Raw genomic sequence first — 12799 nt, 5'->3', positions numbered from 1 at the left:
TTACTCAAGTAGTCCTTCGAGTTCCTCACGCAGTCGTTTCATGACCCTACATTTCGCGGCATAGACGGCACCTTCGCTGAGACGTAACTCCGCCCCTATGTCGGCGGCTTTACGCCCTGACACAACGTGCTCCCAACACGCCTGCCAAGTCGTTGCTTCAAACTCTGCCTTCATCACAGTGAGCGCGCGCGCGACTAAGAGTTGCCTGTACTCATGTTCCCAGAAGGGTTCGGCGTCGAAATCAGAAAGCTGGAGCGCCGACATCGGATCTAGCGCTTGCGGCTTCTTGCGTCGCAAGTGCTCGCGGCATTTGTTAGTCGCGATCGTTCTAAGCCAACTTCGGAAGGAAAACTTGCGACCTCGTTCGAAGTTTGGCAGTTCTTTAAGTAGTATTAGTAAGACGTCTTGCGCTAGATCGCATGCGTCCGCATCTCCCAACCCGAACCGCTTCGCCCAAGCAAAGAGCATTGGCGTGTAGAGATTGACGAATCGATCCCAGTCCGCATCGTTTCGCGCGACTTTGACCCGCTCAAGAAGTGTAAACGAAGTCGAATGCATTCAAAGTCTCGTCAGCTTGCGAACGCCACAATCCCCTCGATTGTACTACCGCACTGGGTTTGATCAATAGTTGCATGATCTGGGGCGTGGTGTACCGAACTTATGAACCAACGCGACGATCATGAAGCTCTCACTGCAACGGAATGGATCCGAATTGGCATCTTCGCGTCTTTCGTTCAGCTTCTAGCTTCCTTTGCCCTCTGATTCGGTTGCACCTCGTGGACCTTACGCAACGTCCTTATTTTTCTGGGCCTACTCAATCGCTAGATCGACCAAACTCGTAAGCGGTCGGGCAGGATCTAGCCCGAAGGCGAGCCCCGTTGAAAACGCCGCTGCTGCTGCCCTGGCTTTCTCCAGCCAACCGAACGCGGCCTGGCTCTCTTCCATCCAGCTATAAATCGTTTCGATATTCCCCCAGCAACCTTCGACTCCCCAGCGATCCATCCGGTCGGCACGTGCGCCGCAGTTGCAGCCGGGCATCTCCGTGACGCCGATACTCCTAAGAAGGGCAGTGAGCACGGTACCTAGTCCGCCGCTCTTTCCGACGATCCCGCCGGCTTGAGGTGAAGTGGACTTCACTCAATCGTGATTGCCGACTGCAGTAGGTCTCGCGGGATACTCCACGCTCCCGGCCTCGCCTTTCGGTCGATTGGCAAGGTGTTGCCTAGAAGCGGTTTCAAAACCGTCTGAGGACTATCATCATACAGGCCAGCTTGGCGAAGCTATGGAAGAGGAACGAGTAGTACTCGTAGCGTGTGACCAGTCGGCGAAAGGAATGAAGCCAACTGATGGTGCGTTCGATGATCCAGCGGCGGCGATAGCGACGCAGTGCGCGGCCGTCTTGAGTTGGTGGCCGCACTCGGCCACGGCGATGGGGGCAGATCAATTCCACGCCGCGATCTGCCAGGTGTTCGCGCAAAGGATCGCTGTCGGCTGCGCGATCATAAATCAGGCGATCAGGAACGTAGTCGGTGACGGCTTCTTCGAGCAGCGGCTCGATCAGGCCGACTTCCGCAGGACTGGCACTGTTGACGTCGACTCCCAGTGGCAAGCCGTTGCCATCGACCAGCAACATGAGCTTGGTTCCCTTGCCGCGTTTGGTGGGGCCGACAAGATCGCCCCCTTTTTTGCCGAGGCAAACGTGCCATCGGCAAAGCCTTCTTCCCACTCAATGTCGCCGCGTTGATCGAGCGCGAGCACCAGTCGTCGCCAGGCCGCTTCCCAGATTCCGTCGACCGACCAGGCGGCAAAGCGTCGCCAGCACGTCGCGTATGACGGGAAGCAAGACGGCAGATCTTTCCAGCGTGAGCCGCTCTTCAAGACCCACAAAATGCCTTCGAGGCAATGCCGAGCAGCGGCCCGCGGTCGACCACCACGTGGGTCCGGATCCGGCTCGACAAAAAAATCGGCAATCAACGCCCATTGCTCATCATTCAGCTGCGGACGATACCCCAACTCCGTCGGTTCCATCCTGGATCCCGCCAATTCGCGAGACCTTGAGCACATTGACGAACTCCTTTCGTGAATCTTACGATCACCAACACACAACGGTTCAGCTAGCGAGACGCGGTTTTGCAACCGGCTCTAGTCATCCTTGCCTGCTGGGCCGATCCACTCGGTTGGCCGCAGTTTTCGGTCAAGTTGTTCCAGCGGCCAGAAAAGATTGGGGACGACTCTCTCGCTGCCAACTCGGTAGTGGCAGTAAAAAGGCCGAGACTTTCTCCAGACGATGTCGCCCTGGGGCTTCACCAGCGCCAGATAACTCCCCACGTACAGCAATGGCGGAAGCACCAGCAAGACGATGGCGACGATGAGAGGTGCGCGGTTGGTCATCTGTTTAAACTTGGGGTGTTGCGCGTTATGAAGCCGCCAACTACCGCCCCAATCACCGTAGACATAAGTGCCACTACAAACGCCGCTTCATAGTCAGTCGGGGAAAAAAGGATGCCGGTGATTAGCCCAACGACGGCACCAATAATCGCACCACTTCTCCAAGCAGCCTTTCGCGGCGCTGGTGCCGCATGAGCTTTTGATGGCGAGCTAGGTGACTCGTAGGGGTTCTGATCCATCGCCCCATTCTACCCGCGCACGAAAATGCCCCGCCAGAGTTGCGGGGCCAGGAGTTCGGCTTCTGGGCAGTCGCTGAGTCCTGCAGGTGACATCGGATGACACCCGCGCTCTTAGCAATGGGGAAATGCCTACCTGCGCGCACGAAAAAGCCTGACTGTAACGCTCACCTGCAAGCGTCGTCACAATCAGGCGTAGTGGTAGCAACCTGCTCGAATGCACCACGAACAATTCTTCCACACGGTTAGCGGGCGTCAAGTTGCGTGCCGAGTGTGCGCCAGGCAGAAGCTTCTCATGCAGCTTATTCCGGTTACAACCGATGTCATTCCCTAGCGAAGCGACGACTGCCCAGAAATCGCCCGCTATGCCCGGTCCCTATTGACTGGGCTTTTCTATGCGCACGAAAAAGCCTGATTGCGATGCTCACTTGCCAGCGTCGTCACAATCAGGCGTAATGGCGCCAATCCCGCCTGATTGCCACCACAGATAAACTGTTGCCTGCAGAACGGGCATGTCAATCGGCGAAACGTAATACTATATTTTCGGGTTGTAGCGGATATTTTGTCTATTTGGCCGCCGCTTGGCCGCGCTGTACGATTCCGTCTAGCCGCGGCGAAGTGAATTCGTAAGATTGCCACATGGATTCACACGAAGAACGAAGATGCCCCGTCTGCGGCTTTGACCACATGACACTGATTCGCATCGAGCCCTATGGCCGCGGCACAGATTTTATTTTCAAGTGTGAGTGTGGAGCTGAGGCGAAGATCTTCAATCCTGCCTTGCCACCGAAAAAGCCAAAATCCGAACAAGAGCGGTAGATAGGAACACGTTCCGCTTCAGGCTGAACATATGGCAACCTCAATCACAACAGAAGCGCTCATCGACATTGGCTTCGACAAGTGCGACACCATGCCGGGCTAGCAGGGTTCATCAGCGATACGACCTGGCTGCGCTGGGCTAGCGGAACGCTTTACTTCGGCGATGTAATGGACATGAAGCCGTGGAACGACGACGTTCCTCCCGACACAAAGATTGCAAGCAATATCAAGACGCGCGAGGATCTCGAAGCCATTATTCTGAAGATGGCACCTCAAAACTCAGCCTAGCGCCTCTGTCCAAGTGCGGAATTTTTAGTGTGTGAAGTGGAGAGCTGCCTCTTGCCCCCCTACTCGATAGAAAACAGCGTGCGTCCAGGTGCTGAATCTAAGGGAGTTGCTGAAAGGCACCGTCGCTTTCAGACCTGCCGGTGCGAAGTTATCCGGCGGTTCATTCCCACCCTCCCAGGCAATGGCTGCTATCCACTGCTTGAGATCAAAGCGTCCAACCTCTCAGCCATGCGCTTCGTCAACGTGAAGAAGCTTTGCTAACTCGCGCGAGCAGAGTATTCTTCGGCTGCGGAATCGTGGCTCGCCACTGCCTGGTGGTGCTATTCTTTCCCCGCTTGCGGCCACTCGGGAAAGGACCAGCGCCACTTTTCTTCGGTGGCTTCTGCCACGGGGATCCCGAATCGCTCGAAAGGAAAGGGCTTGCTGTTGACGAGTTTGCCTTCCTTGTATTCGTGCAGTCGGAGCACGAACTGGAAGCCTTGCACTTCGCGCATTAGGAACGTTCCTGAATAGCATTTCCCCGCTCGCACCCACCCAAGACAGATTCGCTCCGGAACCTTGATCGGGCCGATATCCTTCCCGCCGTCGACAATCACTTTCTCGGCGATCATGGTGTCCGCCCCTGAGGCATAGAGCGCTTCGTGGCCATCACCATTGTGCTCCCGCCATTGCATGCGGAAAGAATTGCCGTTGGGATGGATCTGCACAAGCTGCTCGCAGCGTCCCAGATTGAATACGCTGTACTCTTTGATCTGCAACCGCGGCCCGTACACCACCTGCAGCCCATGCAGCACGCGCGTGCCATCACTCTTTTCGTGATTCGATTGCAACGTTCCACCTGACATTCCATGCGTCCTGCCGATCGGCATTCGCGCCTCTGGCTTCTTGGGAGCGGCATCGCCTGTTTGCGCAAAGGCAGCGAGCGGAATTGCCAGCCAGAGGACAACGACAGTCAGCAGAAATCGAAACATCGCGCAGCTCCTGATTCGGCAAATTTGCCTATCACGATACCGCCAGCCGAGCTGCGATGTTGTAAGCGGTTTGTAACTTCGAAGATTCAGGGGGCTCAAATTGGTCGGCGTGTCAAAACAGATGCCGGAACCGGTTACTATCCGACGGACGGCAGAAGCAGCAGCAAGACGATAGCGACGATGAGGGGAGCGCGGTTGGTGGGCATTATGTGGATTACCGCTTATCTGCCGGATGTTGCCAATTGCTCGTAACCGAAAGCTGCTCTAGTACAAGGCGAAGATGGTGCTGATCGGATTTGTCGATGGGCCGCTGCTGATGTGCGACCATTGCAACTTCCTTCAGCGCGCGGTGATACGCTGTGAGTGATTCGACTTGAGCAGCTCTTTGCCGATTGTCTAGCCACCATCCGAGCCCAAGAGCAACGACTACAGTTACGAGGAATAGTTCGCGCAGTGTGAGTTTCATTCCGCCATTCTACCTGTGCGCGAAAAAGGCCCGCCAGCAGTCCGAACTATGGCTGGGGGCCTAGTCGACATCTACCGCTTATATATCGCAGTAGTCTTACATACGAAACGCCAGCCTCCTTCGCAAGTTTGGTATATGCCTTACCGGAGGTAATCAGCGCTGCCTTGAGCTGGTTAGCAATCGACATGGTGGGTGTGTTTCAAAGCCCGCAGTCTTCGGCGCTGACGTGGCATTCCCACTGGCTAGTCACGGCGCATCTCGACGGCCTACTGATATACGTCAATGCTACAGATGGCAAGCCATTGGCAAGTTTTGCCGCGATTGCGGGCGAAATTCGAGCGTTAGCTATCTCGCCCGACGGCAGATCGATCGCGACCAACGACGGGCCGGAGATCGTGATTTCGTCGCGGTGGCGTGCGTGCCAACGCGCGATTCGCGTTTTTGGCCCCTCAGTTCTCCAACTAGCTGCCGACAAAAGTCAGCATCCCACTACGATGCACCAGTTTCATTGAGTGTGCATTTAATTTGGCACAGGGCGGGGGCAATTATCGCTACGGCTTGGCCTTGCTTTGCATGGCTTGAATGGCTTGCAGGGCGGTTTCGAGTCGTTCGGCTTCCGGGGCTTTCATTTCCACTAGCTTTTGCTTGGCCGCCACGGCCTCGGCGTCACGGTTGAGTAACTTCAGCGCGATGTACCGCGCGACGTACCCCGGCGGCAAATCGGGGAAGAGTTGGATCGTGCGGTCGGCGTCGGCAAGCGCGGTCTGATTGTCGCCCGATTGAAAACGGAGTTGCGCGGCCTGTTGGCGAATCATGCAGGGGATGCCAGGTGTGACGTTAGGATACGCATCGGCGCAGCGGAGCATGGTGTCGGCGGCGGCTTTGAAGTCACCTTTTTGGGCGAGTGCCACAGCTTCCTTACCGATGGCGTTTGCCGCGGCGACTTGATCTTCGATTCGGCCCATTTGCTCACTGTTGCCCAGTCCAGCGATTCTATAGCCCGGCTTAATGCGGTTCATTTCGTTAAGAATCCACCCCGTCAATTGGGGATCGCTGCGCACAGCTTTGGATATTGGGTCGTTAACGTCGAGATGCCCTAATGCAATTTTGTTCCGCATTTGCCCTAGCTTTGCGAGCCCCATGATGGCTTGAGCTTTGGCGGAATTGCCATCGAGGCGAAACGCTGCAGCAGCCGAGGTCTCAGCCTCGGCGAAACCATCCAGCGCCAACTGCGTCTCGGCCAAGGCGAGGTGCCCCTCAACAGTGGCCAACTTGGGATTGAGCTTGAAGGCCTGAGCAAACGAGGCTTCGGCCCGGGCAAATTGTGTAAACGACGGTCGAATAGTGCAGCGCGCGGCGGAGCCGATGGTCGGTCGAAAAGTGCAGCGCTAGCCCTGCTCGTGAGAATCCGTAAGGCAGATTTGAGGCTTCCCAGCGTCTCAAGCCTTACGATCCGCGAGCGTAGCCCATGCTGCGAGATATGCATAACTGGACCGAAATCCGTCGTCTTGTCCTGACCGAGAAGAAATCCAAACGAGCGGTTTGCAGGGAATTTTCCCTTCACTGGCAGACCCTCGAAAAGATCCTGCAGCACCCTGAGCCGCCCGGTTATCGACAACGTCTGCCCCGGGAGCGGCCCAAACTCGATCCGTTCCTGCCGATCATCCACGAGATCCTGGAGCAGGACAAAACGGCGCCCCGCAAGCAGCGCCACACCACTAAACGGATCTTCGACCGCCTGCGTGCCGAGCATGGCTACACCGGCGGGATCACGGTGGTCGGCGAGGTCGTGCGGGAGTGGCGAACGACCACGGCGGAGGTGTTCTTACCCTTGTCGCATCAACCGGGCGAAGCCCAGTTCGACTTCGGCGAAGCGGAGGTGGTGCTGCAAGGCATGCCGACGAAAGTCGCGTACTGCGTCATGTCGTTGCCGTACAGCGACGCGTTCTTCGTGCAGGTCTTTCCTCGCGAATGCACCGAGACGTTTCAAGCGGGCCATCAGCGGGCCTTTGAGTTCTTCGGCGGCGTGCCCCGCCGGATCAGCTACGACAACAGCCGGATTGCTGTGGCCCGGTTCGTGGGGAAACGGGGTGACACGCCGACGCGTGAGTTCCTACGGCTGCAGAGTCATTATCTGTTTGAGCATCACTTCTGCCTGGTGCGACGGCCGATGGAGAAGGGGCATACGGAGAACCTCATCGGTTTCGCGCGGCGGAACTTCCTGGTGCCGGTACCACGGACCGGCAGCCTGGAAGTGCTGAATGCCGAACTCGAGCGGCAGTGCTGTGAAGATCTGGAACGCCAGTTACGCGGACAACCGGCGAACAAAGCCACGTTGTTGGCAGAGGAGCAGGCTGCGTTGTTGCCGCTGCCGAAGTCGGGCTTTGAAGCGCGGCGAGTCGAACCGGCCCAGGCCAACTCTCTTTCCTTGGTTCGCTTCGACGGCAACGATTACTCGGTGCCGACGCAGTATGCTCATCAGAAAGTGACCGCAATTGGCGGCCTGGAGGAAGTTCGGCTGGTCGTTAACGACAAGTTGGTTGCCCAGCATCCACGCGACTGGTCGAAGGAGCAGGTCCATTACAACCCGCTGCATTACCTGGCACTCTTGGAGCGGAAGCCAGGGGGCTTGGACTTCGCGAAACCCCTGGAAAACTGGGGCTTGCCGGACTGTTTCGATCTCCTCCGGCGGCGTCTGGAAGCAGATGGCGGCGCACACGGCCGCCGGGAGTTCATCAAAACCTTGCGGCTGCTGGAGACTATCTCGCTGGCTGCATTAACTGCGGCGATTGAGCGGGCACTGGAGATCGACGTTCTGGCCGTCGATGCGATTCGGCTGCTCGTGCAGCAGGGACTGGAAGAGCCGACGCGGTGGTTTCGGCTGGACAATCATCCGCATCTGCAGTCGCACTCGATCCCTCCTCCCAATCTCCTGTCTTACCGTGAACTGACCTGCGCGCTGACGACGGGAGGTGTGTTATGAAATCTCTCGAAACCAAAAGCACGGTGCTGCTCAAGCATCACTTGAAGGCCCTACGGTTGCCGTCGTTCCTGGAGGGCTGCGAGAAAACGGCCCAGCGGTGTGCGACGGAGAACGTCGATCATCTGGGCTTTCTGCTGCAACTGTGTGAGCTGGAGTTACTCAACCGTGAGAAGCGTGCCAGCGAGCGGCGGCTCAAGTCAGCGCGCTTTCCCAACCTGAAATCGCCTGGTGATTTCGACTTCGCCGCCCAGCCCTCGCTCAATCGCGTGCTGGTGGCAGAACTACTGCGGTGCGAGTTCGTGGAACGCCGCGAGTCGGTGATCTTTCTCGGGCATCCGGGCACGGGGAAGACGCACCTGGCCATCGCGCTTGGCATTGCCGCCTGTCAGCGGGGCAAACGGGTCCGCTTCTGCCGCGTGACGGAACTGATCACGCAACTTATGGAAGCCCGAGAAGAACGGACGCTGCTGCGGATGAAGTCGTCACTAGCCAAGTTCGATCTGCTGATCCTCGATGAGCTGGGTTACGTCCCCGCCAGTAAGCTGGGCGCGGAGTTGCTCTTCGAGGTCATCAGTAGCGCTTACGAACGCCAATCGTTGATCGTGACCACCAATCTGCCGTTCGAGCAATGGACCGAAGTCCTGGGCAGCGAGCGCCTGACCGGCGCCGTGCTCGATCGGCTGACACACCGCTGCCACATCCTCGAATCGACCGGCGAAAGTTATCGCTTGCAAGACGCGCGGCGCCGCCGCAAAGGATCGCGCCCGAAACCGGCGACCTCATCCTTGTCACCCGCCGATGAAACGGCAGAATCCTAGCCGTCGTTACAACCGTCGCAATCCTTCCTCCTCCGGAGGAGGAAGGATTCTTACTGGAATGCCCCAACACCCTGATTTAGACTGAGACCCTTCCCCACCTCAGCGCCACACTTTTCAACCGCCGCGCGCTGCACTATTCGACCGTCGTTTACAAGGTTCAACCAATCCAGGTTTCACCGTATCGCCCGGGTCTCGCGATGCCTGCCCTAAACGGCTTCGAGGCAGCAATCGCTTTCCAGACATGCTACTTTCCCCCTTTCCTTTCGGTCCGAGGTGGGTCTGGTGACCCGTGGGTAAACTTGCATCCAACCCACTCCGAGTTTCTCGGAGATCCATTACGCCGTGAAACGGCGCACTAACCAGCTCAAGAATGACCCGAACAGCCGGGCCGACACACCGCTATCACCGCTTCCCGAGACACCACTGAACGCTTTGTCACATTCATCTAGGTAGACTATGGCTGGCGCCATCGCGTCGATGATCCGCAGCGCTTGCCGGATGTTTGCTTCCGATTGGCCCACCAGCGAACCCAGCAAGCTGCCTACATCAAGTTGCAACGTAGGTCGTCCCACTTCGTTGCCCAGCGCTTTGCAGAGCGCACTCTTGCCACAGCCAGGCGGGGACAGGAGCAAGATTCCCCGGGCCTGCACAGCGGAGTTACGGTTGGCCTGGGGCCGCAAGGATCGCTGGCAGAAGGCTTTGACCGCATCCAGCCCTCCGAGGTCGTCAAATCGCTCGTGGCCGCGGTGGAGCGTCATCAGCCCGCTCTTCTTGAGTGTCTGAGCTTTAAGCTCCCAAAGGGTTTCCACCTGCAACTTGCCGTGCCGCACCAGCGAGAGGCTGAAGGCACTTTCGGCTTGATAGCGAGTCAGGCCAGCCGCAGAATCCAGTAAACGCTGGTATTCAGTGCCGGTTGGCAGTTCACCCGCTTCAGTGGCAACTCCGGCGGCAATCTCAGCCAATTGGGGGCGTGACGGGAGGGGATGCTCGACCACTACGAACAATTTGTCGAGTTCGGTGGGCACCTGAACCACGGGCGACAAAACAATAATGAACGTGCGCGATTGCTTGCCGTCGATGAGCTGCCGACTCAGAGCCTGCACAATCTCCGCCGACTGCAGGAAGCGATGGAAATTTACGAGCACCAGAATCCCGGTGCTGCCGGCAGCGGCCAGCGTGCTGGCCGAACGGATGGCTGCGAGGGGATCAACGGCACTAGCTGCACTTCCCGCAGGGCTCTCCTGGCCGGGGATGCGCAGTCCCTGCTCCAGATCCCAGATATTTAATCGCCAGGCTTCCTGCTGGCACAGTGTACCGATTTCGGCCAGAGCATCTTCATGCTCATGACTTTCGACCCAGATGCCTGTGAAGCAAGCCTGGATTAGTTCCGACAAACGATCTTGAAGCATGGAGTGACTCCGAGGGTGGTGAGATAGAATTAGGCGAAGCCAGACAAATTGTCCGGCGAGTGGATTGCTTGGCTCGTGTTCACGCGTTCCCGACGTAACTGCCGGGAACGGTATGTCAGAAGGTGCAACCAATGCCGACAATGAAGGCAGCCCTCAAGCGTGGCGTTTGAGGCGTGCAACCTGACCCAGGTCGCTTTCTGCTGTTTTGAGCTTGGTGCGGACTAGCTCTCGCATAATTAAGAGATTGCGAGACACCAAGACCGCACAGAAACTAGCGACCTTGGAGACTGGCTTAAACCGGCAAGGTCGCAGCCAAGAGGGACTGCAGCTGGGCTCTCGGGAGTTCCTAAGGACTGCAACCCTGCTGTCGAGCGACCTGGTCCTGGTTGACTTGGCTGGCGTAGAACTCGGGCGTGAGCTTTTCCAGCAGCATTGCGCCCAATGCCTGTTCGAGAAACTGACTACCTTGTCGACAGGCTCCGCCCGCAAAGCCGTGAGTTTCCAAACGTGTCTCGCCGGTAGGAGAGATCGTTACTTCAATGATCCTGTTCAAGCGACACCTCCTGTTACTTGAATGACAAGTTTGATCGAACCATCAGTAAGAGGCTGCTCTTGCACGACAAAACCTTTGCGACGAGCTTCGAGCTTGGCCTTCTCGACCGCATAGGCCTGCAGGAACCGGTCTAGCTCTTGCTGCCGTCCCCAGTGACCATTGAAGTTGTCGATTTGAACCTGGCCGGTTTCCAGCTGGCAGACGGCCGGGTATTTCCAGCCCGGTAACTGGACGGCCAAGCCAGTGACGGAGGTGGTGAATAAGCGTGCAGTTCCATGTACGGGAGCTGGCAATTTCAGCCGCAAGCAGGCAGCGCGGACGGCATCACTATCACGCACCTGAGTTTGTATCTGAACGATATGTGACATGCAGACCTTTCTGGGTGAAGGTGATTCGATGGGTGAGCGTTCTAGAAGGGCGGAGGCTGTTGATCCTCGTCCGGTGTTTCGAGTCTTGAACGAGCGGGCTCCGGCAGCAAAGGCCGTTGCTCAGCCAGTAAGTGGTGGGCAAGCTCTTCGATGAATACCTGCCCCTCCTCTTCTTTCGTTGTCTCTCGCCACAGACCAACGAGTGAAATAGCAGCAAGCACCAGCGGAGCCAGGGCTGCGAGTAGCATTCCCACGGCGGTAAGCCCGCTGGTAATAAGTGATTCTTTGTGTCGAGCCTGGGCGAGCTCCCGTCGTTCGACCTCCAATACGTCGCGCTGCTGAGCAATTCCTGCCTGGTCGCGACGCAGCTCGTGCTGAAGGTCGATTAGTTCACGGCGAGCCTGCGCATCGGCCTCGACGAGTTGTTGGCTTCCCTGGGCTACAGTCTGGGAGGCCTCAGCCATCCGTTCATTCTGAGCGGCCTGTTCATGCGTGACCTGCTGAGCCAGGTCCGCCAGGCGTTCGTCGGTGCTGCAACCGGCGAGGACGTAGCCTGCGACGGCGACGATCACGAGACCGAGGTGTTTCATGCTTACAAGTTCTCCTGTGTTGAACAAACCTTCCCAGCAGTCTTCGAGTCGCTCGGTACAGCCGAACTTGCCGCACCAAAGCTACCGCCAAAGCCGCCAAGGACAACGAAAAACAGACAACCAACGTGGTGAGCTGCAAGCGCACCTCCTTTCGAGAAGCTGGGGGGGAAGAACGCTGCTAGGCGAGAGGCCAAAGCAGTAATGAAGTAGAGCGCGAGCCGGAGTTGCGGAGATTGTCAATTCACCGCAGGAATCGAGCCGGTAGAACACTCGAAAGAGAGATTCCGATATCTACGCCGGTGGCAACTTATTGTGACACGTAAATTGCAGATATTTAGGTAAAGCTGGTGACTCATGCCACCATCGGAACGGCGGATCACTCCAACACCCGCCCGGCCAGTTTCTCGGTCGGCAGGCGGAAATACTTATCGTGAGTTGGTCCAGATCCCGCATGCTCTCGGCTAGGAATTCGAACCGGGGTTCGGTTCTGGTGCCGCGAAGTGCAGCTGGTCGTGGTGGATGTGGACAACCAGTTGTTTATCCGGGTGTTTCGCGAAGACCGAATTGCCCAAGTTGAGGCCGCGTTCAGGCGTCTTTATTGCGGCGACTTATGGCGGATCGCGCGCCCGGCCAGTTTCTCGGTCGGTTTTCGCCGACCATCGATCCCGACCGTCGCGGTACTATTCGACCGCCGGCACAATACCTCTGATCGCGACCAGCCGACGCAATCAATAGCCCAAAAGGGATGATCGAACCCCCTCTCTGTAGGACGAATTGCCGCAAACTAAAGAAAAGTCACTTTGTCCGCTGGCAATTTATAGAGCCCCTCTTTATAGTCGGATTCGTAGGCATACTCTGCGCATTTTAGCCCAGCCAACCCAGTACACACACGCCGAGCTTGAGAGTAACG

Annotated in this window: 14 protein-coding genes and 1 pseudogene; 4 read left to right on the top strand and 11 right to left on the bottom strand. The window is 57.4% G+C overall.

Annotated elements, in window-relative coordinates; all coding sequences use genetic code 11:
- The 5 genes and pseudogenes from ETAA8_RS31320 to ETAA8_RS31300 all read right to left on the bottom strand — a co-directional run bounded on the left by ETAA8_RS31320 (position 1) and on the right by ETAA8_RS31300 (position 2391).
- The gene (locus ETAA8_RS31320) at positions 1–558 is read right to left on the bottom strand and encodes an RNA polymerase sigma factor (protein WP_145098412.1); all 558 of its coding nucleotides are present in this window, start codon (positions 556–558) and stop codon (positions 1–3) included.
- 252 nt (positions 559–810) lie between these two features.
- Positions 811–1077, bottom strand: coding sequence for a hypothetical protein (locus ETAA8_RS31315; RefSeq protein WP_145098408.1), 267 nt, complete (start codon positions 1075–1077; stop codon positions 811–813).
- Positions 1078–1234: 157 nt separating this feature from the next.
- Positions 1235–1726, bottom strand: a complete 492-nt coding sequence (locus ETAA8_RS31310) for a transposase (RefSeq protein ID WP_261343586.1) — start codon at positions 1724–1726, stop codon at positions 1235–1237.
- Positions 1727–1782: 56 nt separating this feature from the next.
- Positions 1783–2028: pseudogene (locus ETAA8_RS36015) on the bottom strand (transposase); the annotation flags it as partial.
- Positions 2029–2142: 114 nt separating this feature from the next.
- Positions 2143–2391, bottom strand: coding sequence for a hypothetical protein (locus tag ETAA8_RS31300; protein WP_145098400.1), 249 nt, complete (start codon positions 2389–2391; stop codon positions 2143–2145).
- A gap of 1133 nt (positions 2392–3524) precedes the next feature.
- Between ETAA8_RS31300 and ETAA8_RS31295 the strand changes: the two genes are divergently transcribed.
- Positions 3525–3731, top strand: coding sequence for a hypothetical protein (locus tag ETAA8_RS31295; RefSeq protein ID WP_145098397.1), 207 nt, complete (start codon positions 3525–3527; stop codon positions 3729–3731).
- A 320-nt stretch (positions 3732–4051) separates the two neighbouring features.
- On the opposite strand, the gene ETAA8_RS31290 is transcribed toward ETAA8_RS31295, so the two are convergent.
- Positions 4052–4702, bottom strand: coding sequence for a hypothetical protein (locus tag ETAA8_RS31290; protein WP_145098394.1), 651 nt, complete (start codon positions 4700–4702; stop codon positions 4052–4054).
- A 1017-nt stretch (positions 4703–5719) separates the two neighbouring features.
- Positions 5720–6439, bottom strand: a complete 720-nt coding sequence (locus ETAA8_RS31285; RefSeq protein ID WP_145098391.1) for a tetratricopeptide repeat protein — start codon at positions 6437–6439, stop codon at positions 5720–5722.
- A gap of 197 nt (positions 6440–6636) precedes the next feature.
- On the opposite strand from ETAA8_RS31285, the gene istA reads away from it, so the two are divergent.
- Positions 6637–8151 (top strand): IS21 family transposase, encoded by a 1515-nt coding sequence (gene istA, locus ETAA8_RS31280; protein ID WP_145086469.1) that lies wholly within the window; start codon positions 6637–6639, stop codon positions 8149–8151.
- Positions 8148–8969, top strand: coding sequence for an IS21-like element helper ATPase IstB (istB, locus tag ETAA8_RS31275; protein WP_145086466.1), 822 nt, complete (start codon positions 8148–8150; stop codon positions 8967–8969). The genes istA and istB overlap by 4 nt, the downstream gene beginning before the upstream one ends.
- A gap of 335 nt (positions 8970–9304) precedes the next feature.
- Here the strand turns inward: istB and ETAA8_RS31270 are convergent, their stop codons facing one another.
- From ETAA8_RS31270 to ETAA8_RS31255, 4 genes are all read right to left on the bottom strand, one after another.
- Positions 9305–10378, bottom strand: a complete 1074-nt coding sequence (locus tag ETAA8_RS31270) for an AAA family ATPase (RefSeq protein WP_145098331.1) — start codon at positions 10376–10378, stop codon at positions 9305–9307.
- Between the two features lie 346 nt (positions 10379–10724).
- On the bottom strand, positions 10725–10931 hold the full coding sequence (locus tag ETAA8_RS31265) for a DUF2997 domain-containing protein (RefSeq protein ID WP_145098328.1): 207 nt from the start codon (positions 10929–10931) through the stop codon (positions 10725–10727).
- Positions 10928–11299, bottom strand: a complete 372-nt coding sequence (locus tag ETAA8_RS31260; RefSeq protein ID WP_145098325.1) for a DUF1257 domain-containing protein — start codon at positions 11297–11299, stop codon at positions 10928–10930. Before ETAA8_RS31260 ends, ETAA8_RS31265 begins: the two co-directional genes overlap by 4 nt.
- A gap of 41 nt (positions 11300–11340) precedes the next feature.
- A complete protein-coding gene (locus ETAA8_RS31255) occupies positions 11341–11889 on the bottom strand; it encodes a hypothetical protein (RefSeq protein WP_145098388.1) in 549 nt (182 codons plus the stop codon).
- Positions 11890–12389: 500 nt separating this feature from the next.
- On the opposite strand from ETAA8_RS31255, the gene ETAA8_RS31250 reads away from it, so the two are divergent.
- Entirely contained in the window at positions 12390–12638 is a 249-nt protein-coding gene (locus ETAA8_RS31250) for a hypothetical protein (protein ID WP_145098385.1), read from the top strand.
- Positions 12639–12799 lie beyond the last annotated feature (161 nt).

Source organism: Anatilimnocola aggregata (assembly GCF_007747655.1).
In the GTDB taxonomy this organism is placed as follows: Bacteria; Planctomycetota; Planctomycetia; order Pirellulales; family Pirellulaceae; genus Anatilimnocola; species Anatilimnocola aggregata.
Note: the sequence above shows the minus strand (reverse complement) of the source record. Positions and strands in the feature narration are given on the sequence as shown.